Annotated in this window: 20 protein-coding genes; 13 read left to right on the top strand and 7 right to left on the bottom strand. The window is 67.3% G+C overall.

Annotated features, from left to right (window positions below; genetic code table 11):
• Positions 1-9: 9 nt before the first annotated feature.
• Both DYI42_RS05275 and glpD read right to left on the bottom strand, forming a co-directional pair.
• Positions 10-1,098 carry an ABC transporter ATP-binding protein gene (locus tag DYI42_RS05275; protein WP_213544877.1) on the bottom strand — a complete coding sequence of 363 codons (1,089 nt, stop codon included), beginning with the start codon at positions 1,096-1,098 and terminating at the stop codon, positions 10-12.
• Positions 1,099-1,107: 9 nt separating this feature from the next.
• Positions 1,108-2,709, bottom strand: a complete 1,602-nt coding sequence (glpD, locus tag DYI42_RS05270; protein WP_213544876.1) for a glycerol-3-phosphate dehydrogenase — start codon at positions 2,707-2,709, stop codon at positions 1,108-1,110.
• A gap of 272 nt (positions 2,710-2,981) precedes the next feature.
• Between glpD and DYI42_RS05265 the strand changes: the two genes are divergently transcribed.
• From DYI42_RS05265 to DYI42_RS05245, 5 genes are all read left to right on the top strand, one after another.
• Positions 2,982-3,746 carry a DeoR/GlpR family DNA-binding transcription regulator gene (locus DYI42_RS05265; protein WP_213544875.1) on the top strand — a complete coding sequence of 255 codons (765 nt, stop codon included), beginning with the start codon at positions 2,982-2,984 and terminating at the stop codon, positions 3,744-3,746.
• A gap of 87 nt (positions 3,747-3,833) precedes the next feature.
• The gene (locus DYI42_RS05260) at positions 3,834-4,973 is read left to right on the top strand and encodes an NAD(P)/FAD-dependent oxidoreductase (RefSeq protein WP_213544874.1); all 1,140 of its coding nucleotides are present in this window, start codon (positions 3,834-3,836) and stop codon (positions 4,971-4,973) included.
• Between the two features lie 32 nt (positions 4,974-5,005).
• Positions 5,006-5,944 (top strand): tripartite tricarboxylate transporter substrate binding protein, encoded by a 939-nt coding sequence (locus DYI42_RS05255; RefSeq protein WP_213544873.1) that lies wholly within the window; start codon positions 5,006-5,008, stop codon positions 5,942-5,944.
• Positions 5,934-6,362, top strand: a complete 429-nt coding sequence (locus DYI42_RS05250) for a tripartite tricarboxylate transporter TctB family protein (RefSeq protein ID WP_213544872.1) — start codon at positions 5,934-5,936, stop codon at positions 6,360-6,362. The genes DYI42_RS05255 and DYI42_RS05250 overlap by 11 nt, the downstream gene beginning before the upstream one ends.
• A gap of 1 nt (position 6,363) precedes the next feature.
• Entirely contained in the window at positions 6,364-7,833 is a 1,470-nt protein-coding gene (locus DYI42_RS05245) for a tripartite tricarboxylate transporter permease (protein WP_213544871.1), read from the top strand.
• Positions 7,834-7,909: 76 nt separating this feature from the next.
• Here the strand turns inward: DYI42_RS05245 and DYI42_RS05240 are convergent, their stop codons facing one another.
• Positions 7,910-9,034, bottom strand: coding sequence for a zinc-dependent alcohol dehydrogenase family protein (locus DYI42_RS05240; protein ID WP_213544870.1), 1,125 nt, complete (start codon positions 9,032-9,034; stop codon positions 7,910-7,912).
• A 207-nt stretch (positions 9,035-9,241) separates the two neighbouring features.
• Between DYI42_RS05240 and DYI42_RS05235 the strand changes: the two genes are divergently transcribed.
• The 7 genes from DYI42_RS05235 (at position 9,242) to DYI42_RS05205 (ending at position 16,580) form a co-directional block, all read left to right on the top strand.
• Complete coding sequence (locus DYI42_RS05235; RefSeq protein ID WP_342344611.1) at positions 9,242-9,964, top strand: SDR family NAD(P)-dependent oxidoreductase; 723 nt, start codon at positions 9,242-9,244, stop codon at positions 9,962-9,964.
• Between the two features lie 21 nt (positions 9,965-9,985).
• On the top strand, positions 9,986-11,134 hold the full coding sequence (locus DYI42_RS05230) for a Gfo/Idh/MocA family protein (RefSeq protein WP_213544869.1): 1,149 nt from the start codon (positions 9,986-9,988) through the stop codon (positions 11,132-11,134).
• 15 nt (positions 11,135-11,149) lie between these two features.
• On the top strand, positions 11,150-12,064 hold the full coding sequence (locus tag DYI42_RS05225) for a sugar phosphate isomerase/epimerase family protein (RefSeq protein WP_213544868.1): 915 nt from the start codon (positions 11,150-11,152) through the stop codon (positions 12,062-12,064).
• A gap of 46 nt (positions 12,065-12,110) precedes the next feature.
• The gene (locus DYI42_RS05220; RefSeq protein ID WP_213544867.1) at positions 12,111-13,136 is read left to right on the top strand and encodes a substrate-binding domain-containing protein; all 1,026 of its coding nucleotides are present in this window, start codon (positions 12,111-12,113) and stop codon (positions 13,134-13,136) included.
• A 65-nt stretch (positions 13,137-13,201) separates the two neighbouring features.
• Positions 13,202-14,683, top strand: coding sequence for a sugar ABC transporter ATP-binding protein (locus tag DYI42_RS05215; RefSeq protein WP_213544866.1), 1,482 nt, complete (start codon positions 13,202-13,204; stop codon positions 14,681-14,683).
• Positions 14,680-15,633, top strand: a complete 954-nt coding sequence (locus DYI42_RS05210) for an ABC transporter permease (RefSeq protein ID WP_213544865.1) — start codon at positions 14,680-14,682, stop codon at positions 15,631-15,633. The genes DYI42_RS05215 and DYI42_RS05210 overlap by 4 nt, the downstream gene beginning before the upstream one ends.
• Entirely contained in the window at positions 15,633-16,580 is a 948-nt protein-coding gene (locus DYI42_RS05205) for an ABC transporter permease (protein WP_213544864.1), read from the top strand. The genes DYI42_RS05210 and DYI42_RS05205 overlap by 1 nt, the downstream gene beginning before the upstream one ends.
• 10 nt (positions 16,581-16,590) lie before the next feature.
• On the opposite strand, the gene DYI42_RS05200 is transcribed toward DYI42_RS05205, so the two are convergent.
• Positions 16,591-17,613: an SIS domain-containing protein gene (locus tag DYI42_RS05200; RefSeq protein WP_213544863.1), complete on the bottom strand. Its 1,023-nt coding sequence runs from the start codon at positions 17,611-17,613 to the stop codon at positions 16,591-16,593.
• A 104-nt stretch (positions 17,614-17,717) separates the two neighbouring features.
• On the opposite strand from DYI42_RS05200, the gene DYI42_RS05195 reads away from it, so the two are divergent.
• The gene (locus DYI42_RS05195) at positions 17,718-18,737 is read left to right on the top strand and encodes a Gfo/Idh/MocA family protein (protein ID WP_213544862.1); all 1,020 of its coding nucleotides are present in this window, start codon (positions 17,718-17,720) and stop codon (positions 18,735-18,737) included.
• Here DYI42_RS05195 and DYI42_RS05190 read toward each other — a convergent pair.
• From DYI42_RS05190 to DYI42_RS05180, 3 genes are all read right to left on the bottom strand, one after another.
• Entirely contained in the window at positions 18,734-19,147 is a 414-nt protein-coding gene (locus DYI42_RS05190; RefSeq protein ID WP_213544861.1) for a GFA family protein, read from the bottom strand. The genes DYI42_RS05195 and DYI42_RS05190 overlap by 4 nt on opposite strands.
• 10 nt (positions 19,148-19,157) lie before the next feature.
• On the bottom strand, positions 19,158-19,919 hold the full coding sequence (locus DYI42_RS05185; protein WP_213544860.1) for a hypothetical protein: 762 nt from the start codon (positions 19,917-19,919) through the stop codon (positions 19,158-19,160).
• Positions 19,920-19,996: 77 nt separating this feature from the next.
• Positions 19,997-21,409: a 3'-5' exonuclease gene (locus DYI42_RS05180; protein WP_213544859.1), complete on the bottom strand. Its 1,413-nt coding sequence runs from the start codon at positions 21,407-21,409 to the stop codon at positions 19,997-19,999.
• Between the last annotated feature and the right edge of the window lies 1 nt (position 21,410).

Genomic DNA, 21,410 nt, shown 5'->3' with positions numbered 1-21,410 from the left:
CTGCTTGCCTCACGCTGCCGCTGCATAGGAGGCCGGGGCGACGAGCGCGCCCTCGGCATCGAAAATGTACACGTGGGAGGGATCGAGCCAGACAGCGAGATCGGCCCCCGGTTCGAGGTTGTGCACGCCGTGGATCAGCCCGACCCAGCGCTCGCTCGCATGATCGAGGTGCACGAAGGTTTCTGATCCGGTCAGCTCGGTGACGGTGAGGCGGGTATTGAACTTCATCGCCTCGCCGGTGTGCTGGAGGATTTCGAGGTGGTTGGGTCGGAATCCGGCGAGGTAGCGGCCATCGGGCAGCTCGGCCAGCTTGCCGGCAGCCGGGGCGGATTGGCCCTCACCGAACATCAGTTTGCTGCCGGTCTTGGAGACCTGGAGGAAGTTCATCGGCGGATCGGAGAAGACGCGCGCGGTGGTTGCATCGACCGGGCGGCGGTAGACCTCAGGCGTGGGGCCGAACTGGGTGACACGCCCTTCCCAGAGGGTCGCGGTATTGCCGCCGAGGAGGAGGGCCTCTTCCGGCTCGGTTGTGGCATAGACGAAGATGGCACCGCTTTCTTCAAAGATCTTGGGGATCTCGACGCGCAACTCCTCGCGCAGCTTGTAATCGAGGTTGGCCAACGGCTCGTCGAGCAGCACGAGGCCTGCCCCCTTCACCAGCGCCCGGGCGAGTGCGCAGCGCTGCTGCTGCCCACCGGACAGCTCCAGCGGTTTGCGGGTGAGCATGGGGGTGAGCTTCATCATCTCGGCGGTCTTCTTCACCGCCGCGTCGATGGTGGCCTTGTCCTTGCCCTGCAGCCGCAGGGGCGAGGCGATGTTGTCGTAGACGGTCATCGAGGGGTAGTTGATGAACTGCTGGTAGACCATGGCCACCTGCCTGTCTTGCACGCGCATGCCGGTCACGTCATTGCCGTTCCAGAACACCCGGCCTTCGGTGGGGGCATCGAGGCCCGCCATGAGGCGCATCAGGCTGGTCTTGCCCGCGGATGTGGGGCCGAGCAGCACGTTCATCGTGCCGTTTTCCAGCGTGAGGTCCGTGGGGTGGATATGGGTGTCGCGGCCCGCCACCTTGCTCACGGATTTCAGTTCCAGAACCATTGCGTTTCCCTATTCGGCCGCCGCCGGGCTTGCGTCCCGGCGATGGTCTTTCATGTATGTATCGAGCGCCGCGGTCTCTTCGGCACTGAGGCGGAGGCCCAGCTTGCCGCGCCGCCAAAGGATGTCTTCGGCGGTGCGGGCGTATTCATGCGTGCGCAGCCAGTCGACTTCCGCACGGGTGAGGCCCGCACCGAAAGCCTGGCCAAGGTCGGCGGCCGAGGTGGCCTTGCCAAGAATGGCCCGCGCCTCGGTGCCGTAGGCGCGCACGAGGCGCGCGGCCTGCGGGGCGTCGAGGAAAGGGTACTCGGCCATGAGCGCGCGGGCCAGATCGGCGGCGCCATCGTGCGGAAAGTCGCCGCCGGGCAGCGGGGCGCTTTCCGTCCACTTGCGGCCAAGTCCCTGAAAATGCGGCGCGATCTTATCCAGAGCGGCTTCGGCGAGACGGCGGTAGGTGGTGATCTTGCCGCCGAAGATGTTCAGCACCGGCGCACCGGCGGAGCTATCGACCTTGAGCGTGTAATCCCGCGTTGCCGCCGTGGCCGAGGCGGTGCCCTCGTCATAGAGCGGGCGGACGCCGGAATAGGTCCAGACGATATCCTCGGCGGTGATTGGCGTAGCGAGGTAGCGGCCCGCAAAGTCGATCAGGTAGTCGCGCTCTTCATCGGTGCAGCTTGGGGCTTCGTCGGGGTCTTCATGGGCACATTCGGTGGTGCCGATGAGGGTGAAGTCCTGCTCGTAGGGAATGGCAAAAATGATCCGCCCGTCCTCGCCCTGGAAGAAATAGGCCTTGTCGTGTTCGTAGAGGCGGCGGGTGATGATGTGGGAGCCGCGCACCAGGCGCACGCCCTCGGTCGAATTGGAGCGGATGGTGTGGCTGAGGATCTCCCCCACCCAGGGGCCGCCGGCATTCACGAGCATCCGGGCGTGGTGGGTGGCGATCTCGCCGCTTTCGGTATTTTGCGTTTCCACCGTCCAGAGGCCGTTTTCGGCGCTGGCGGACAGAACCTTGGTGCGGGTCATAACCCGGGCGCCCCGGTTCTCGGCATCGCGGGCATTGAGCACCACGAGGCGCGAATCCTCTACCCAGCAGTCGGAATACTCGTAAGCATGCAGGAACCGCTCCTGAAGCGGCGCGCCCTCGGACGACCCGGGCAGGCTCAGGGTTTCGGTGCCGGGCAGGATCTTTCTCCCGCCGAGATGATCGTAGAGAAACAGGCCGAAGCGGATGAGCCACGCAGGGCGCCGCCCTTTCATCCAGGGCATGAAGACCGAGAGCAGACGCGATGTAGGCGTGGCCTTCTCGAAACGCATATCCCTATGATACGGAAGCACAAAGCGCATCGGCCATGAGATGTGCGGCATGTTTCGCAGGAGCACTTCACGCTCCTTCAGCGCCTCGCGCACGAGGCGGAACTCGAAGAACTCCAGATAGCGCAACCCGCCGTGAAAGAGCTTGGTTGAGGAGGAGGACGTGGCCTGGGCCAGATCGCCCATCTCGGCCAGGGCGACAGACAGACCGCGACCCGCCGCATCCCGCGCGATGCCGCATCCGTTGATGCCGCCGCCGATGACGAACAAGTCGACAGGTTGTGCGGGTGTCCCCTCTGGCACAGATCCCTCCCAAGTGTGCTGGCAGGTTTATGCACCGAGTCGCCGCGTAGCGAAAGCAGAAATGTTCGTTTCTTTTCGTTTTTGATTTTTCCGAGTGCGAACATGGACTTGCCGCAGGGCGGCAGCGCGCGCCGCATCGCAGCGAACCACCTGAACGACAACAAGAAATAGCCGCATGCCCCTTTCCTCTACCTTTTCAGGGCAAAATCGTTTGCCGATTATTCGCCCGCATGCGAAAAGAATCGAACATACACGATCAGGACAAACCCCGCGTGAGCCAAGCCTTCCGCCACCCAGAAATGCTCGAGATCATCCGCCGCGACGGCAAGGTCACCGTCGATGGTCTGGCCGAGCACTTCGGCGTGACGCTTCAGACCATCCGCCGCGATCTGAGCGAGCTTGCGGATGCCGGGCAGATCGAGCGGGTGCATGGCGGGGCGATCCTGGCCTCGGGCACGCATAACATCGGCTACGAGGAGCGGCGCTCGCTCAACCTCGAGGCCAAGGCCGCCATCGCCCGCGCCTGCGCGGCCCGCATCCCCGAGAACGCGAGCATCTTCCTGAACATCGGCACTTCGACCGAGGCGGTTGCCCGCGAGTTGATGGGGCACCGCAACCTGCTGGTGGTGACCAACAACATGAACGTCGCCAACATCCTCGCCGCCAACTCGGACTGCGAGATCGTGGTGACCGGCGGAAGCTTGCGCCGCTCGGACGGCGGGCTGGTGGGCAAGCTTGCCAGCGAGACGATCCAGCAGTTCAAGTTCGACCTTGCGGTTGTCGGCTGCTCGGCCATCGACCCCGAGGGCGACATGCTGGACTTCGACATCCAGGAGGTGGGCGTGAGCCAGGCGATCCTGGCCCAGTCCCGGCGCACCTTCCTCGTGGCCGATACCTCCAAGTTCCAACGCTCGGCCCCGGCGCGCATTGCCTCTCTCGGCGCGATCGACCGGTTTTTCACCGATGCGCCGCTGGCCCCCGAGCTGGCCGCGCTGTGCGAGCAGTGGGGCACCGGGGTGGAGATTTGCGGCTCTTGAGGCAGGCCCGCGCGGGCTTGCCATGACACCGGAGTGCCGCCCTTTGCAGCGCGGATGGCCGCTGCTAGGCTCGCCGCAAACAGGGGGATGACAGTGCAAGACCATTTCGACGTGGCCGTGATCGGCGGCGGCATTGCGGGCCTTTCGGCGGCTGCGAACATCGCGCGCGGGGCCTCGGTGGTGGTCCTCGAAGGCGAGAGCCAGCCGGGCTATCACAGCTCGGGACGCTCGGCGGCCATTCTGGCCCAGGGTTATGGCAGCGGCGCAATGCAAGTGCTTACGGGCCTGTCGGAGCCATTCTTCAATGCGCCGCCGGCGGGCTTCGCAGAGGCGCCCCTGCTCACCCCGCGCGGCTTGATGCGGGTGGCCCGGGAAGATCAGCTTCAGGCATTGAAGGCGGTCGCGGCACAGATGGAGGGCCGCGCCGCGCTGGCCTGGCTGACCGGCGAAGAAGCCGAGGCCCGCGCGCCGCTACTCCGCCCGGGCCATATTGCACGCGCCTTCTACAACCCCGACGCCGCCGATATCGACGTGCACGGGCTGATGCAGGGGTTCCTGCGGATGGCGAAGTCGGCGGGGGCCGAGTTTTTCGGTAAGGCAGAAGTGGTTTCGATGGCGCCTGCGGCGCAGGGATGGCGGATCGAGACCGCACAGGGCGTTGTGACGGCGGGCGTGGTGGTGAATGCGGCCGGAGCCTGGGCCGACAAGGTGGCGACGCTGGCAGGCGTGCGCCCCCTTGGCTTGCAGCCGATGCGGCGCACGGCGATCACGGTTGCGGCGCCGGGGGATGTGGACGTGCAGGCGATGCCGATGATCGTGGATGCGGATGAGGAGTTCTACGTGAAGCCCGAGGCGGGGAAGCTCATGGCCTCCCCCGGCGACGAGACCCCGGCAGAGCCGCAGGATGCCCAGCCCGAAGAGCTGGACGTCGCCATTTGCGTGGACCGGGTGAGCCAGGCCTGCCGGATCGAAGTGCGCCGGATCGAGAGCAAGTGGGCGGGGTTGCGCAGCTTCTTCCCCGACAGGTTGCCCGCCTGCGGGTTCGATCCGGAGGCGAAAGGATTTTTCTGGCTGGCCGGACAGGGCGGCGCGGGGGTGCAGACGGCCCCGGCGATGGGGCGGCTTGCTGCGGCGCTGGTTCTGGGCACCCCGGTGGAGGAGGTACTGGCCGACAGCGGCCTTGCGCCCGGCTACATCGCCCCGGGGCGGCCCGCCCTTGCCGCATGAGTTTGGAAGAAGAGTAAACAGGGAGAGAGCACATGAGACTGAAGACCTTTGCAGGGGCCGCGCTGGCGCTGGCCATGAGCGCCGGGGCCGCCATGGCCGAATGGGCGCCCGACGGGCCGGTCAAGCTGTGGATCGGCTTCGGTGCGGGCGGCGAGACCGATACACTGGGCCGCCTGGTGGCGCAGAACATGAGCGAGGCCACCGGCTGGGACATTGTGGTGGAGAACAAGCCGGGCGGCGGCGGGATGGCGATGTTCACCCAGCTCGCCACCCTGCCCGCCGACGGCCGGACGCTTGGGATGGGCGTGACCATGCCCGTTCTCGTCAACCTCACGATCCGCCCCGACGAGGTGCCGTTTGACCTCGACAGTTTCGATTACCTCAGCACCGTGGCGCTGGCTCAGCTGGCGCTCGTTGCCCCGGCGAATGCGCCCTATGACGACCTCGCCGGACTCATTGAGCATGCCAAAGCGAGTGACGGTGCGCTGGTGGGCTTCGACGCCAAGCCGCAAGAGCTTTTGATGCAGTTCGTCGACAAGCAGGCCGGCGCTGGCTTCCGGCTGGTGAGCACCAAGTCCAGCGCGGAGAACGTGCAGAACCTGCTGGGCGGGCATGTGGATGCGGCCTTCGTGGCGGGCGCGCATATTCCCTACCTCGAGTCGGGCGAGTTGAAGATGCTGGCCTCGGCCAATGCCTCGCGCCATTCCTATGCGCCCGACGTAGCGACGGTGCAGGAGCAGGGCTTCGAGATTTACGTGGACCCGTGGTTCTACATCGCCGCCCCCGCCGGGCTGCCCGATGAGGCCAAGACCGCGCTGGCCGATGCGCTGGCTGCCGCGATCACCGCAGACCCCACCAAGGAAGTTGTGATGAACGCGATGCACACCGAACCCTCGGGCGATGGCCCCGAAGCCACAAAGGCGCGGCTGACCGACGGGCTTGTGAACGTGGGAAAGCTCTTTGGGCAATAGGGCAGCCAACCGGCTGACCGGGCTGGCCGTCGCGGCGCTCGCGGCGGCCTTCTGGCTCTGGGTGATCCCGAACCATTCCTCGGCCTCCGACTATGGCTGGATGCGCCCGCGCACCCTGCCGACGATCTGCGCCGTGTCGCTGATCGTGCTCGGGCTGGCCCATGCCGCCCTCCCGCGCGGGGCGATGGAGGTTTCGGGCCGGGAGGCGCTGCGTATCATCGGGCTGGGGCTGGGCTTTGGGATTGCGCTCTGGGCGATGAGCCGCTGGGGCTTCCTCGTGATCGCCCCGCTGGGCGCAGGCGCGTTGATGTGGGCCCTGGGCGAGCGGCGCTGGCCGTGGCTGGTGGCGGGCATCTTCGCTGTGCCGGGCTTCGTCTGGCTGGTGGTGGAACAGCTGTTGCAGCGCCCACTGCCCTGAGATGCCGCCGCTCGAGATCATCCTCGCCGGTTTTGCCGATGCCTTCACGCTGGTGAACCTCGCCTTCGTTCTGGCCGGCGTGGTGATGGGCCAGGTGGTGGGCGCGATCCCCGGCATCGGGCCGGTGATGGCCATGGCCATTGCGATCCCCTTCACCTTCGTGCTCGACCCGCTGGTGGCGATCTCCTTCCTCGTCGGGATCAACAAGGGCGGGCTCTTCGGCGGGGCGATCCCGGCGGTTCTGATCAACACGCCCGGCACGCCGGATGCGGCGGCGACGGCGCTCGACGGGCATCCGCTGGCGGCAAAGGGCCGCCCGAATCAGGCGACGCGGATGGCGCTCTTTGCCAGCGTGACGGGCGATACCTTCTCGGATCTGGTGCTCATCACCTGCGCCGCCCCTCTGGCGACGGCGGCGCTGATGATGGGGCCGGTAGAGAAGCTGGCGCTGATGCTCTTCGCCTTCTCGGTGATCGCGGGACTGCTGGGAGACTCGCTGGCGAAGGGGCTGATGGCGGCGGTGATGGGCCTGCTGCTGGCCACGGTGGGGCTGGACCCGGAACAGAGCACGCCGCGCTTCTACTTCGGCTACTTCGAGCTTTACGACGGCCCGCCGCTGGTGGCGGTGGCGATCGGGATGCTGGCCGTGGCCGAAATCTTCCGCCGGATGGCTGGCGCGAGGGGCGGGCCGCGCCCCGCGGTGGCGGCCAGCACAGCGGGAGACAGGGTGAGCTGGGCCGATTACTGGGGGTGCCGCTGGGTGATGGCGCGGGGCGCGGTCATCGGCACGGTGCTGGGGGCAATCCCAGGCATCGGCAGCACGGCGGCGGCCTTCATGAGCTATGCATCGGCCAGAACGTCGGACCCGGGCGGCGTGCCCTTTGGCGAGGGCAACCTCCGGGGAATCGCGGCAACTGAGAGCGCCAACTCGGCAGTGATGGGCGCCAACCTGATCCCGCTTCTGGGCATTGGCATCCCCGGCTCGATCACCGCCGCGCTGCTGATCTCGGCCTTCACCATCCACGGTATCCAGCCGGGGCCATTGCTATTCCAGACGCAGGGCCAGCTGATTTATGGCCTGTTCGGCGCGATGCTGATGGCCAACCTGTCAAACCTGCTGATCGGGCTGGTCTCTCTGAGGGCCTGGACGGTGGCGCTGCGGGCGCCAGACAGCTTTATCCTGCCGGCCGCGCTCGTGTTCTGCATCGCGGGCGTCTACGTGAGCACCGGTGGCATGTTCGGGGTGGCGGTGATGCTGATCTCCGCGCTGCTGGGCTGGGCGATGGGCGCGGTGGGGCTGCCGGTGGTGGCCTTCATCATCGCCTTCTTCCTCGGCGCGCAATTCGAAAGCCTGCTGAGCCAGACGCTGGTGATCGTCGACGGCAAGCCAGCTGCTCTGATGGAGCACCCGATTGCGCTGGTCTTGCTGCTCGCCGCCATCGGTACGGCAATCTGGCTGGGACGCCGCTAGCAGCAGTTCCTCGGGGCCCTTCGGCCCCTCCTCACAGCTGCGATAAGGGCCGCAAGGGCCGAAGAGCTGCCCCTGCTCAGAACTCGATCACCTGCCGGATCGCCTGCCCCGCCGCCAGCCGCTCGAAACCCTCGTTGATCTCGTCGAGCCTGATCTTGTGGGTCATCAGCTTTTCGATCGGGAGCTGCCCCTGCTCCATCATCCGGGCAAAACGCGGGATGTCGCGCTTGGGCACGCAGGAGCCCACGTAGCTGCCCCGGAGGGTGGCATCCGCCACCGTGAGCCCGGCGACGGGCACTTCCAGCACCTTGGAGGGGTGCGGCAGGCCCGCCGTTACGGTGATGCCGCCGCGCCGGGTAATCTTGCAGGCGAAGTCGAGCGCGGGCACGACGCCTGCCAGTTCCACCGCCACATCCACGCCGCCGCCGGTGGCCTCTTTCAGCTTCTCCACAGCGCCGTCTTCGGAGGGGTCGATGGCCATGTGGGCGCCGAGGCCGAGGGCGAACTCGCGCTTGTCGGCGGCGATATCCACGGCCACAACCTGGCCCGCGCCTGCCGCGATGGCGCCGAGCAGCCCGGCGAGGCCAACGCCGCCGAGGCCCACCACGGCACAGCTTTGGCCAGCTTTCAGGTTCCCTGCGTTCAGCACCGCGCCCACGCCGGTGAGCACCGCACAGCCCAGCAGCGCGGCCTTGTCGAGCGGGATGTCCTTGTCGATCTTCACGGCGGAGCCTTCGTGCACCACGGCGTGCTCGGAAAAGGCCGACACACCGATGTGGTGGTTCACTGGCTGGCCATCGACGCTGATCTTCTTGTCGCCGGTCAGCAGCGTTCCGTTGACGGCGGCGACCGCGGCGGGTTCGCACAGCGCCGGGCGGCCCTCGGCGCAGGGCAGGCACTGGCCGCAGGTGGGCACGAAGACGAGCACAACATGATCGCCCGGCGCAAAGCGGGTGACGCCGGGGCCGACCTCCTGCACCACGCCCGAGGCCTCATGGCCAAGCGCCACCGGCATCTCGCGCGGGCGGTCGGCGTTGATGGTGGAGAGGTCGGAGTGGCAAAGCCCGGCGGCGGCCATCTTCACCAGGAGCTCCCCCGGCCCCGGTGCGGCCAGCTCGGCTTCGACGATCTCCAGCGGCTTGCTCTCGCCGTAGGGCCGTGCGGCCCCCATCTCGCGCAACAGCGCAACGCGTGTCTTCATCTGCCCGGTCTCCCTGCCATGCGTCATTCGTGCGCAGCATTGCCTTCACGCATCCGAAGTGTCCACACCCGCTTGACATCCCTGCCCCGGTCGATTGAGACTGTAATCGTTTACATCAGCGCTGGCGGGTGAGTCTGCTCGGCAATGTAAACGATTACAGAGCGAGGGCTGTGGCCCTGGGGGGAGTATGCATCGCAAGGAACGGCCGTGGAGGTGACGGGCGCGTTTTCCGGCAAGCGGGTGCTTGTGGTGGGTGCAAGCCGCGCGGGCATCGGCGCTGCCATTGCGCGAGCCTTTCAGGACGCGGGTGCGGAGGTGACGATCACCGGCGCAGTAGCGGCCCCTGCCCCCGAGGACGCCACCCGCTTTGCCTATCACCGGCTCGATGTGACGGAGGAGGAGGCGGTGAACGCCCTTGCCACGGCCACGCCTGCGCTCGACGTGCTGGTAAACTGCGCGGCCATCACCGCGCGCGGAGAAGAAATGGCGCCTGCCTTCTTCTCGAAGGTGGTGGACATCAACCTCACCGGCAGCTTTCGCACCGCGCTGGCCTTCCAGCCGCAACTTGCGCAGTCAAAGGGCTGCGTCATCAACATCGCCTCGATGTATGCGGGCTTCGGCAGCCCGAAGAACCCGGCCTATGGCGCCTCCAAGGCAGCGGTGCAACAGCTGACCAAGTCGCTCGCGATTGCATGGGCGGGCCATGGCATCCGGGTGAATGCGGTGGCGCCGGGCTTCATCGAAACGGAGCAATCCGCCCGCGCGCGCGAGGACGCCACCCACGTGGCCAACGTGAACGCACGCACGCCGCTGGGGCGCTGGGGCCAGCCAGATGACATTGCCGGGCCGGTGCTGTTTCTGGCCAGCGCGGCGGCGGGCTTCATGACCGGGGCCTGCATTCCGGTGGACGGGGGATATTCGGTTGTTTGACCAGGAGGAGAGAGAGCGGGCATGACGGATTTCTCGCGCATCGGCGTGGCGGTCATCGGCACCGGCTTTATCGGAACGGTCCATGTCTGGGCGCTCAAGCGGCTGGGCGTGGATCTGCGCGGGGTGCTCGGCTCCTCGCCCGAGCGAGGCGCGGCGGCGGCGGCAGGGCTGGGGACCGAGAGCTTTGACACGCTTGAGGCCGTTTGCGCGGATGAGGCCGTGCAAGCGGTGCATGTGACCTCGCCCAACCACCTGCACTTTGCGCAGGTGAAGGCGCTGATCGGGGCCCGAAAGCATGTGATCTGCGAGAAGCCCCTGACGTTGACAGCAGCGGAATCGGCGGAGCTCGTTGATCTGGCTGAAAAATCCGGGCTCATCTGCGCGGTCTGCTACAACACCCGCTTCTACCCGCTCAACCAGCAGGCCCGCGGCATGGTGGCGGCGGGAGACCTGGGAGACGTGCGGCTGATTACAGGGCATTACGTGCAGGACTGGCTGGCCAAGCCGACCGACTGGAACTGGCGACTGGAGGATGACAAGGGCGGCGCGCTGCGGGCGGTGGGCGATATCGGCACCCACTGGGCCGACCTAACCAGCTTTGTCGCGGGCGAAAAGCCGGTGGAGGTGCTGGCCGAGCTGACGACATTCATGACCGAGCGCCAGAAGCCGACCGGGCCGGTGCAGACCTTCACGGAAGCGACAGGCAAGACGGAGACGGTTTCGATCAGCACTGAGGACAGTGCGCTGATCCTGCTGCGCTATGCCTCGGGTGCGCGCGGTGCGGTGACCGTCAGCCAGGTATCGCCCGGACGGAAGAACAGCATGCGTTGGGACATCGCCGGCTCTGCCTGCGGGATCGAGTGGCACTCGGAAACGCCGGATCACATGTGGATCGGCCACCGCGACGCGCCCAACCAGATCCTCCAGCGCGACGCCGCGCTGATGAACGCCACGGGCGCGGCCGCGGCCTCGCTGCCCGGCGGGCATGTGGAAGGGTTTGCCGACACGTTCTTCGCGCTCTTCCGGCAGGTCTATGGCGACATTGACGCAGGCGCACGGAGGCCGGCATCGACCTGGGCGAGCTTTGCGGACGGGCATTTCGAGATGGCCTTCTGCGAGGCAGTCCTGGAAAGTTCGCGTCAGGGCGCATGGGTTAAGATCGGCGGATAAGATAAGGAAACAAATATGAAACTTGGCATTCTCACCGCCCCCTTCGAAGACGCGACGCTGATGGATGTGGCGCAATGGGCGGCCTCGGTCGATATGGGGCTGCTCGAGGTGGCCTGCTGGCCCGCAAGCGGCGGCGAGGCCCGGCGCTATGCCGGCACCAGCCACATCGATTGCAACGGCCTCTCGGAAGGCCAGGCCCAGGAAATCACCGGCGGTCTGGCCGAGCATGGCGTGTCGATCTCCGGGCTGGGCTATTACCCCAACCCGCTGCATGCCGATACGGCGCATCGCGAGGAGGTGATCGCGCATCTGCGCGATGTGATCACAGCCGCGTCCACGCTCTCCGTCCCTGTCGTCAATACATTCATTGGCGGCGACAAGACTTTGAATGTAGACGACAACTGGAACCGGGCGCAGGAGATTTTTGCCCCCGTCGTCGCCCATGCGAAAGATGCGGGCGTGAAGCTGTGCTTCGAAAACTGCCCGATGATCTTCAGCTATGACGAATGGCCTGGCGGACATAACATTGCCTACAGCCCGAAGATATGGCGCCGCATCTTCGAGGAGTGGGGCGATGCGGTGGGGATGAACTTCGACCCCTCGCACCTGATCTGGCAGATGATCGACCAGCAGCGGTTTATCAAGGAGTTTGGCTCTCGCATGGGCCATGTGCACGCCAAGGACGTGATGATCGACCGGGACGGTCTTTATGAGAACGGCGTGATGAGCGTTGGCATGGGCTGGCAGGTGCCACGGATGCCGGGGCTTGGGGATGTGGATTGGGCGGGGTTCTTTTCTGGCCTTTACCGGGCTGGCTACGACGGGCCGGTGATTATCGAGCACGAGGACAAGGTGTTCGAGGCCGATGAGGTGGCGGTGAAGCGGGGCTTCCTGCTCGCCCGGGACGTGCTTGCACCCTACATCAAGTAAACTGTGTAAATAACTGACAATAAAACCTTTCAAGGGAGGAAAGACCATGAAGACGCTTTTTAGAACAACAACCTGGGCCGCGGGCCTCACCCTGGGCCTCGCAAGCATGGCGGCGGCTGAATACACGATCGGCATTTCCAATACCGTGCAGGGCAATGGCTGGCGCGAGGAGATGATCTGCGCGATGAAGGCGCAGGCGCTGGTTTCGGGCAAGGTCGACAGCCTGAACATCGCCCACCGCAACACCGATGCGGCGGGCCAGTCGGAAGACATCCGCAACCTGATCGAGGCGGGCGTGGACGCTATCGTGGTCAACCCCGCCAACCCCGACGGCATCGCCGACGCGGTGACCGAGGCCACCGAGGCCGGGATCGTGGTTGTCGCCGTGGACCAGGGGGTAAACGCGGATGCGGCCTATGTGCTCTCCAACAATCAGGAGCAATATGCCTATCTCGGTGCCAAGTGGCTGTTCGAGCAGATCGGCGGCTCGGGCTCCGTGGTGTACATGCGCGGCGCGGCGGGCGCGGCGGCCGATGACGACAGGCACAAGGGCTTCACCCGCGCGCTGGAGGAGTATCCCGACGTGTCGGTGGCGCAGGAGGTGTTCACCGGCTGGCAGCAGGACAAGGGCAAGCAGCAGATCCTCGACTACATCGCCACCGGCATCCCTTTTGACGGCATCTGGACCTCGGGCATCGACAACGTGATCGTCGACGCGCTGGTGGAGAGCGACGTGGATCTGGTGCCGGTTGTGGGCGCGGATAACGCCGGTTTCGTGGGCCAACTGGCCTCCGTCGAAGGTCTGGAAGGCGCGGCGGTGACCAACCCCGGCTCGATCGGCGGGGCGGGGGTGACGCTGGCGCTGCGCATCCTCGATGGCGAGACGCCGGAAGAGCGCGTGGTGCTGGTGGACCCGGCGCTTTGGGCCAACACCGACGAGGCGGGCAAGGCGAAGATCGCCGAGGCCCAGAACCCCGATCTCGATCCGGAATGGCCCGTCTCGGTGCAGATCGACGGCTGGACCGATTACAGCATGGAAGAGATCATCGCCTGCAAGGGCCCGGGCGAGTGATTGCACCTGGCCGGGCGCTTTAATGTGCCCGGCCAACCCTCTGAACAAAAAGAGAATGAAGCGACATGACGGATGAGGCTCCGCTGCTGGAGGCCAGTGGCGTAGAGAAGCGGTTTGGCGCCGTCGTGGCCCTCGAGGCGGCCGCGCTGACGATCCGCCGGGGAGAGATCGTGGCGCTGATGGGGGCGAACGGCGCGGGCAAATCGACCTTTGTGAAGATCCTCACCGGCGCGCTGCGGGCCGACGGCGGGCATGTGCGCATCCGGGGGGCCGACCGGGTGGTCGGCTCACCGGCGGAGGCGCGCAAGAGCGGGCTGGTGCCGGTCTATCAGGAGCCTTCGCTGATCCCCGATCTGGACGTCACCGACAACCTGCGGCTGGGCGGCACGGATGCGGCGAAGTTCACCCGCTGGATGTCCGAGCTGGGCTTCACGGAGATGGACCTTGCGGCGCAAGTTGCCACCCTGCCGCTCGCGACCCTGCGCATCATCGACCTTGCCCGCGCGCTGGCCTCAGAGCCCGATGTGCTGCTGCTCGACGAGATGACGGCGGCGCTGCCGACCGATCTGGTGGAGGCGGTGCTACGGGTGGTGCAGCAACAGGCCGAGGCGGGACGCTCGGTGATCTATATTTCGCATAGATTTGCCGAGATCGCACAGGTTTGCCAGCGCGCGGTGGTGCTGCGCGACGGGGCGACGGTGGGCGAGGTACCGATTGAGGCGGGCGCGGAAGAGCGGATCGTTGAGATGATGCTGGGCGAGGCGATCAAGCCCGGCGAAACGGCGGCCCAGCGCGCCACGCCCGCGCCGAAGGGCGCTCCCCGCGTGGCGGTGAAGGGCCTCGGCGCGACGGGCAAGCTGACGGATGTCAGCTTTGCGCTGCATCCCGGCGAGGTGCTGGGCGTGGTGGCGCTGGAGGGTCAGGGGCAGGACGAGCTGTTCGAGGTGCTGGCGGGCGCGCGCAAGCCCGACCGGGGCGTGATCGAGGTGGAGGGCACGGCGCGGCGCTTCAACCACCCGGCGGATGCGATCCGCGCTGGCCTCAGCTTTGTGCCCGGCAACCGGGCCGATGCGCTGGCAATGCAGCAGTCGGTGCGTGACAACCTCGCGCTGCCCTTCTCGGCCCGCGCCCGCGCCTGGGGGCCGATCAACATGCGCAGGGAGGGCGAGGCGGTGGCGCGCACCATCGAGCGGCTCCAGATCGACACGCGGGCGCAGGGTGAGGTGGGCCGCCTGAGCGGCGGAAACCAGCAGAAGGTGACCATCGGGCGCTGGCTGGCCCATGGCTGCGACACGCTGCTGCTGTTCGACCCGACGCGGGGCATCGACGTGCGCACCAAGCGCCAGATCTACCCGCTGGTGCGGGAGCTGGCAGAGGGCGGGGCCTCGGTGTTGTTCTACTCATCCGAACTGGAGGAGATTCAGCTGGCCTGTGATCGCTGCATCGTCATCTTCAACGGTCGCGTGGTCGACAGCATGCCCGCCGCCGAGGCGGATGAGCCGCGCCTCATGCGCGCCGCCTACGGGCTGACGGGGAGCGCGGCATGAAGGCGTTGCGCAAACATGGGTGGATCACCGGGCTGGCGGTGATCCTCGCGCTGCTCTTCGTGGCGACCAAGTTGATCCAGCCCACGTTCGGCGCCTCGGGGGTCGAAAGCCTCGCCCGCGCCGCTCTGCCCTTCGCCTTCGCCACCGTGGCGCAGGCGGTGGTTGTGATTGCCGGGGGCATCGACCTTTCCATCGCCTCGATGATGGCGGTCTGCTCGGTGACGGCGGCGGTGCTGATGGAGGGCAACGGCGGGGCGGCCTCGCTCGGCATCGTCTTTCTGGTGCTGGCGATGGGCGCGGCGATGGGGGCGCTGAACGGCCTGCTGATCGTGGTGACCCGGGTGCCCGACATTGTGGTGACGCTGGCGATGCTCTTCGTCTGGGAGGGCGTGGCGCTGCTGATCCTCAACGCGCCGGGGGGAGATGCGGCGGAGTGGATGCGGGGCCTCATCATCGGCGGGCTGCCGATACCCGGGCTGGGCGGGGTGCCGCGCGCGCTGGTGGTGCTGCTCATCGTGGTGGCACTGGTCTGGGTGCCGATCCGGCGGGCGCGCGTGGGGCTTTCGATCTACGCGGTTGGCTCTGATGCGCTCGCGGCCTTCCGCTCGGGCGTGAACGTGGGGCGCACCCGGATCGTGGCCTACGGGCTGGCCGGGCTGTTTGCGGCCTTCGGGGGGCTGTCGCTGACCCTCTCCACCGGCATCGGCGAGCCGATCCCCGGCCCCTACCTGCTGGCCTCCGTGGCAGCCGTGGTGTTGGGCGGCGTGGTGCTGGGCGGCGGCAAGGGCGGGCTGCTGGGGCCGCTCATCGCAGTGTTCATCTTGCGGCTGGTGCGGATGGATCTGACGCTTTTGAGCGTGGATCCCAACGTCTCGGCGATTATCGAGGGCACCATCATGGTGGTCGTTGTGATGATCGGCGGGCTGCTGGCCGCGAAGGGGAAGCTGTGATGCTGAGGTTCAAGGCGCTGTTGCGCGATCATCCAATCATCCCGCTCCTGGTGCTGCTGGCTCTGCTAGTGGGCACGCTGGAAATCATGCGCCCCGGAATCGTGGGTGAGCGCTGGATTGCCAACACCGTCAAGTTCGCCATCCCGCTCGCCATGCTCGCGGCCTGCCAGACGCTGACGATGCTCACGGGGGGTATCGACCTTTCGGCGGCCATCGTCGCCACCATCTCCAGCTTCGTCATGGCCACGCTGGTGCCGTTCTACGGGGCCGCCGGGGCCATCGTGCTCTCGCTTATCCCGGCGGTGCTGATCGGGCTGCTGAACGGGATCGGCGTTGGCCTGTTCCGGGTGCATCCGCTGATCATCACGCTGGGCACCGGGCTGATCGGCACCGGCTGCCTGCAAGTCTACCAGAGCACGGTGATCGCCACAGGCTCGGAGGTGCCCGAGGCGCTGGCCTGGCTGGGCACTGGGCGAACGTGGGGCATTCCGAACGCGCTGGTGCTGTTCCTCCCGTTTGCGGCGCTCATCCTCTTTGCCCAGCGGCGCACCGGCTTTGGCCGGCTGCTCTATGCCATGGGCGACAATGAGGGCGCGGCACGGCTGGCGGGGGTGCGAGGCTGGCAGGTGTATCTGGCGCTCTATGCCCTTTCGGGGCTGATCGCGGGGGTGGCGGGGCTGCTTTACGTGGGCCTCATCAAGGCGCCGTCGCTCTCGCTCGCGGTGCCGCTGATGCTGCCGTCGGTGGCGGCTGCCGTCATCGGGGGCACCTCGATCTTCGGCGGGCGCGGCGGCTATGCGGGCACCATCGTGGGCGCGCTGATCCTGACCGTGCTAGGCACGATGCTGACACTGCTGCACATGCCCGAGGGCGCGCGGCGCATCCTCTTTGGCGGGATCATCCTTGGCGTGGCGGCTATTCACCTGCGGCTGACCGACGCGCGCTAGGACGGGCCGGTCAGCGGGTTTCGGTCGCCTTGCGGAGATGTGGCGGAGCGTCGGGGTTGAGGCCGCGGGCACGGGCGACCGCCTCCGCCATGGCATAGAAGGCGACGATCAGCGCAAGCGGATCGGTCAGCCCGTGGCCGGTGCGGGGCGCATCCAGCACCTGGGCCGCCCGTGCCAGTGGCGTTGTGGCAAAGACCTCGGCCCCCTGCCCTGCGAGCCGGTCAGCCATCTCGGCCACGCCTGCCTCGGCGGCATCGCCGCAGGCCAGCGCCAGCACCGGAAAACCGCGCCCGACAATGGAGACCGGCCCGTGCAGAACCTCGGCGGAGGAATAGGCCTCGGCATGGGTCTGGCAGCATTCCTTGAACTTCAGCGCTGCCTCCTGCGCCATCGCCCAGCCCGGACCCCGCCCCAGCACGTAAAGCGAGCCGCCCTCTCCCATGGCCTGTGCGGCGGCAGACCAGTCGGCCTGCGCCGCGCGGCCCAGTGCCTCGGGCAGCGCACGGATGGCGGCGAGCAGCGCGGCGTCCTGCGCGACCTCGGCCACCAGCCAGAGTGCGGCGAGCGCGGAGGTGACGAAGCTCTTGGTGGCGGCCACCGAGTGCTCGGGGCCCGCGCAGATATCCACCACCTCCTCCGCCGCGCCCGCGAGCGCCGAGTCCGGCGTGTTGGTGAGCGCCAGCGTGAGCGCCCCGCCCGCGCGGGCGGCACCTGTCATCTCGACGATGTCGGGGCTGCCGCCCGATTGCGAGACCGAGAGCGCCACCGCCCGCTCCAACCTCAGTGGCGCACGGTAGACCGAGGCCACGGAGGGGCCGACCGAGGCGGATGCCCGGCCCAGCACCAGCTCGGTGGCGTATTTGAAGAAGGTGCAGGCGTGGTCAGACGAGCCGCGCGCGACGGTGACGAAGAAGGCCGGATCATCCGCCGCCACCCGGCGGGCCACGCGGGGCACCGCCTCCGCCGCCAAGAGCCGCTCCACCGCAGCGGGGATCTCCTCGATCTCCTGCCGCATCAGGCTTTTTTCCGTCATCGCGCCGTCTCCCTGTTAGCGCTACCCTGCCCTGCAAAACAGGGCGGCACAAGGCTTGCTCTCCCGGCCCGTCCGGGTCAGTCTCGGGGCAAAGGGAGGGGGTCATGACACGGGTTCTGATCGTTGGTCTGGGGACCATGGGGCAAAGCCATGCGCTGGCCCATCACACCCATCCGGAAAGCGAGATCATCGGGCTGGTGAACCGCTCGGCGCCGGATCTGGAGCCCGAGTTGCAGGGCTATCCGTTGATGACACGCTTCGAGGAGGGGCTGGCCCTGAAGCCCGATCTGGTGGTGATCGCCACCCGGACCGACAGCCATGCCGCCTATGCCATCGCGGCCATGGAGGCGGGCGCGCATGTGTTCGTGGAAAAGCCGCTGGCTGCCACGGTCGAGGACGCCCGCCGCGCGGTGGACACCGCGGAGGCGACGGGACGGAAGCTGGCGGTGGGCTACATCCTGCGGCATCACCCCTCGTGGCAGCGGCTCATCGCCGAGGCCCGCGCGCTGGGGCCGCCCTATGTGTTTCGGCTGAACCTGAACCAGCAATCCACCGGCGCGGAATGGGAGGCGCACAAGGCGCTGATGCAAACCACCTCGCCCATCGTGGATTGCGGGGTGCATTACGTGGATGTCATGTGCCAGATCACCGATGCACGGCCCGTCCGAGTGCATGGCATGGGGCTGCGGCTGACCGATGAGATTGCCCCGGAGATGTACAACTACGGCCAGTTTCAGGTGGTCTTCGACGATGGCTCGGTGGGCTGGTACGAGGCGGGCTGGGGGCCGATGATGTCGGAGACGGCCTTCTTCGTGAAGGATGTCGTCAGCCCCGGCGGCGCCGTGTCGATCATCGACGGCGACAAGGGCGGCTCGGCGGAGATCGACGGGCATTCGAAGGTGGGTGGGTTGCGGGTGCACCGGCCTGGACGCGGCGACGAGGTGATCGACCTGTCGGACGAGCCGGACCATCAGGGGCTCTGCGATGCCGAGCAGGCCTTTCTGCTCAGGGCGATTGCCGAGGATATCGACCTCGCGCGCCACATGGAGGATGCGGTGCAGAGCCTTGCCATCTGCCTTGCCGCCGACGAGAGCATTCGAACTGGCAGGGCGGTAAGCCTCTAGCTTTCCGGCAGGGTGTCGAAGGCGGTGACCCCCTCGGGCACCGTCAGCCATGGCAGCGCTTCTTCGCAGAAGATGGCGATGCTGGCACCTTCGAAGACTTCGGGCCTATCCAGCGTGCCCACCTTCAGCACCACGCCCTGGAGGCCCCGGCGGCGGCTGAGGATGTGGGTGCCGCAGGTGGGACAGAAGGCGCGCCAGACCGCGCGGGCGCTGTCAGGACGGCTGAACTCGGCTGCCTCACCCGCCTCCCAGGCGAAGCTGTCGGGCGGGATCACCATGAAGTAGTTCGGCCCGCCGCCGGAGATGTGGGTGCAGGCGCGGCAGTGACACTGGGCTTTCAGCCGGGGCTCCTCCGTCACGCGGTAACGCAGGGCGCCGCAGAAGCAGCCGCCTGTCCAGTTCACATCCATAGAGGGTCTCCTACATGAAAGCGCAGTCGGGGCCGCGATCCAGCGGCTCGGAGATCGACATGCCCGACGGGCGCCAATCGAAGATGGCGAGGGCCTGCCCTCCGTCGAAGCCGACAAAGAGCGTGCCGGTTTCAGGCTGAAGCGCCACGCCCTCCGCATCGTAGCCCCATTCCGAGAGCGGGGTCACGGTGAGCACCCTGCCATCGGGGGCCAGTTCGAACAAGGCGTTGAGCCCTTCGTTGTCATCCACCACGAGGATGTTGCCCGAGAACGGGTCACGCGCCACGCCCTGCGGCTCGATCATGGGCGGATCGAAGAGATCGCCCTGGAGTTCCACCAGCAGGGTGCCGTCGGGCGCCACGCGCATCAGCCGGGAGGGGTCATCCTCGACCACGAGAAAGCTGCCGTCGGCGTCGCGGTGCAGGCCTTCGGTATCGACGAGGGTGGCCGAAAGGCTGAAGTCGCTCTCGATCGCCCTGCCCTGCCGGTCGACCCGGCGGAAGGTGCCCCATCCGTTGGCCAGCAGCAGGCCGCCCTCTTCCACCGTGAGGCTGCGGACCGAGGACATGCCGCTGTCAAACCGCATGATCTCGCGGCCCGTGGTGGACATCAGGATCACCTCGCGCCCCTCCGTCGCGACCCAGACACCACAGACCTCGGCATCATAGGCCAGCGACACGCCGCGCAGGCCGCCGATGGTTTCGCGGTGGGCCAGTTCGGCTTCGGCGGGGGCGGTGAGGCCGAGGCCCAGGATGATCGGCAAGAGGCGCATGCGGCCCTCCTTTGCCCTGCAGCATGGGCAGCCAGGGTGGCAGCGGTCAAGCCCGGGTAGGCGGAGGCGCGCCGGGTTCAGGCGTTCATGTCGCGCAGGAGGCGGCCATGCTTGCGGGTTTCCTGCACAAGCGCGCCGAAGGTGCGGATACCCCGCCCTTCCAGCAGGGGCAGCAGCTTGACGAGCGCATCGGCGGTGGCGCGCGCATCGCCCAGCGCGGTGTGGCGCAGCTCGGGCGGGATTGTGATGGCGAGCCGGTCGCAGAGGGCATCCAGCGTGTGGGCCTCGGTGGTGCCGAAAATCACCGCAGAGAGCAGCACCGTGTCGAGCACGGGATGGTCCCACTCCACCCCGGTTTCGGGCGCGTATTTGCGCAGCAGGCCAATGTCGAAGGGGGCGTTATGGGCCACGAGCACCGCCTCCTGCGAGAAATGGTGCAGCGCGCGGGCCACCTTTGCGATGCCGGGCGCCCCGGCCACGTCGGCATCGGTGATCTTGTGGATGCGGGTGGAGGCGGGTGGGATCGGGCGACCGGGGTTGACGTAAGTATCCACCACCTCGCCCTCGACCACGCGCCCGTTCAGCACCCGAACCGCGCCCAGTTGCACCACGTCGTCCTTGCTGACGGAGAGCCCCGTCGTTTCGGTGTCGAAGGCCACGAAGCAGAGGTCTTTCAGCGGGGTGTCGTGGATTGCACCGGTATCGGCGGCGCTCATCAGGTCGAAGTCGAAGACCAGCGGGCGGGCGGAAATGCGACTGCGTTGATCGGGGTGAATGTCGATGAAAAGCATGTGCCCGCCGTCGCTGAGCGCCTTCAGCTTGGCGTCGAAGCTGTGGGTATGGGCACTGTCTTGCAGGCGGAGTTCAACCACCTCGACCGCGCCAGAGAGTTGGCTGGTCGCCTCTGCAAGGCTTGCGGGATCGAAGTAGTCCGACAGCGGCGCCTTCAGGCGGGGCGGCGCGATCGCGGAGAGGATATCGGCGGCCTGCGCGTCGTAGAGGACGATCTCTTGCGCGGGGTTCAGCAGAAGGGTTGCAATCGGGATCTCGGAGAGCAGATCGGTGAGCCATGCGCTATCGGCCCGCCGGGAACGGCCCCGCGCCGCGAGGTGGCCAGCGGTGTCGGAGAGCGATCCGTGCACCGACTTGGACAGGGCGCGCGCGGCGGGTGCAAGGTCACCCAGGTACTTAGCCGGCACGGCCTCGATGCCCTGGGGCACCCCGGCGTGGGCTTGCAGGCGCAGGGCGGCGGCGAGGCGGTTGATCGGCTTGGCGAGGTGCTCGTCGAAAAGCAGCCAGATGCCGAGGGCGAGGGCCGCGTTGAGGAAGGCGAAAACGACAAAAGCGGTGACGAAGGGCGCGGTGGGCAGTGCGCCCTCGGCGCGCGACCAGCCGAAGGCAAGCGCCCCCGCTGCAAGCGCTGCCCCGCCCACCGCCAGCAAGGCGAAGAAGAGAAAAATGCGCAGGCGCAGGCCGAGGAGGGTGGGCATG

The organism is Vannielia litorea, assembly GCF_018424695.1.
In the GTDB taxonomy this organism is placed as follows: domain Bacteria; phylum Pseudomonadota; class Alphaproteobacteria; order Rhodobacterales; family Rhodobacteraceae; genus Vannielia; species Vannielia litorea_A.
This window is presented reverse-complemented; position numbering and strand designations above follow the sequence as displayed.

Bases quoted from the DNA above. Each gene is read 5' to 3' on its own strand.
- DYI42_RS05275 (WP_213544877.1), bottom strand. From the start codon at position 1,098: ATGGTTCTGGAACTGAAATCCGTGAGCAAGGTGGCGGGCCGCGACACC.
- DYI42_RS05260 (WP_213544874.1), top strand. From the start codon at position 3,834: ATGACAGTGCAAGACCATTTCGACGTGGCCGTGATCGGCGGCGGCATT.
- DYI42_RS05255 (WP_213544873.1), top strand. From the start codon at position 5,006: ATGAGACTGAAGACCTTTGCAGGGGCCGCGCTGGCGCTGGCCATGAGC.
- DYI42_RS05245 (WP_213544871.1), top strand. From the start codon at position 6,364: ATGCCGCCGCTCGAGATCATCCTCGCCGGTTTTGCCGATGCCTTCACG.
- DYI42_RS05240 (WP_213544870.1), bottom strand. From the start codon at position 9,034: ATGAAGACACGCGTTGCGCTGTTGCGCGAGATGGGGGCCGCACGGCCC.
- DYI42_RS05230 (WP_213544869.1), top strand. From the start codon at position 9,986: ATGACGGATTTCTCGCGCATCGGCGTGGCGGTCATCGGCACCGGCTTT.
- DYI42_RS05225 (WP_213544868.1), top strand. From the start codon at position 11,150: ATGAAACTTGGCATTCTCACCGCCCCCTTCGAAGACGCGACGCTGATG.
- DYI42_RS05220 (WP_213544867.1), top strand. From the start codon at position 12,111: ATGAAGACGCTTTTTAGAACAACAACCTGGGCCGCGGGCCTCACCCTG.
- DYI42_RS05215 (WP_213544866.1), top strand. From the start codon at position 13,202: ATGACGGATGAGGCTCCGCTGCTGGAGGCCAGTGGCGTAGAGAAGCGG.
- DYI42_RS05210 (WP_213544865.1), top strand. From the start codon at position 14,680: ATGAAGGCGTTGCGCAAACATGGGTGGATCACCGGGCTGGCGGTGATC.
- DYI42_RS05205 (WP_213544864.1), top strand. From the start codon at position 15,633: ATGCTGAGGTTCAAGGCGCTGTTGCGCGATCATCCAATCATCCCGCTC.
- DYI42_RS05200 (WP_213544863.1), bottom strand. From the start codon at position 17,613: ATGACGGAAAAAAGCCTGATGCGGCAGGAGATCGAGGAGATCCCCGCT.
- DYI42_RS05195 (WP_213544862.1), top strand. From the start codon at position 17,718: ATGACACGGGTTCTGATCGTTGGTCTGGGGACCATGGGGCAAAGCCAT.
- DYI42_RS05190 (WP_213544861.1), bottom strand. From the start codon at position 19,147: ATGGATGTGAACTGGACAGGCGGCTGCTTCTGCGGCGCCCTGCGTTAC.
- DYI42_RS05185 (WP_213544860.1), bottom strand. From the start codon at position 19,919: ATGCGCCTCTTGCCGATCATCCTGGGCCTCGGCCTCACCGCCCCCGCC.
- DYI42_RS05180 (WP_213544859.1), bottom strand. From the start codon at position 21,409: ATGCCCACCCTCCTCGGCCTGCGCCTGCGCATTTTTCTCTTCTTCGCC.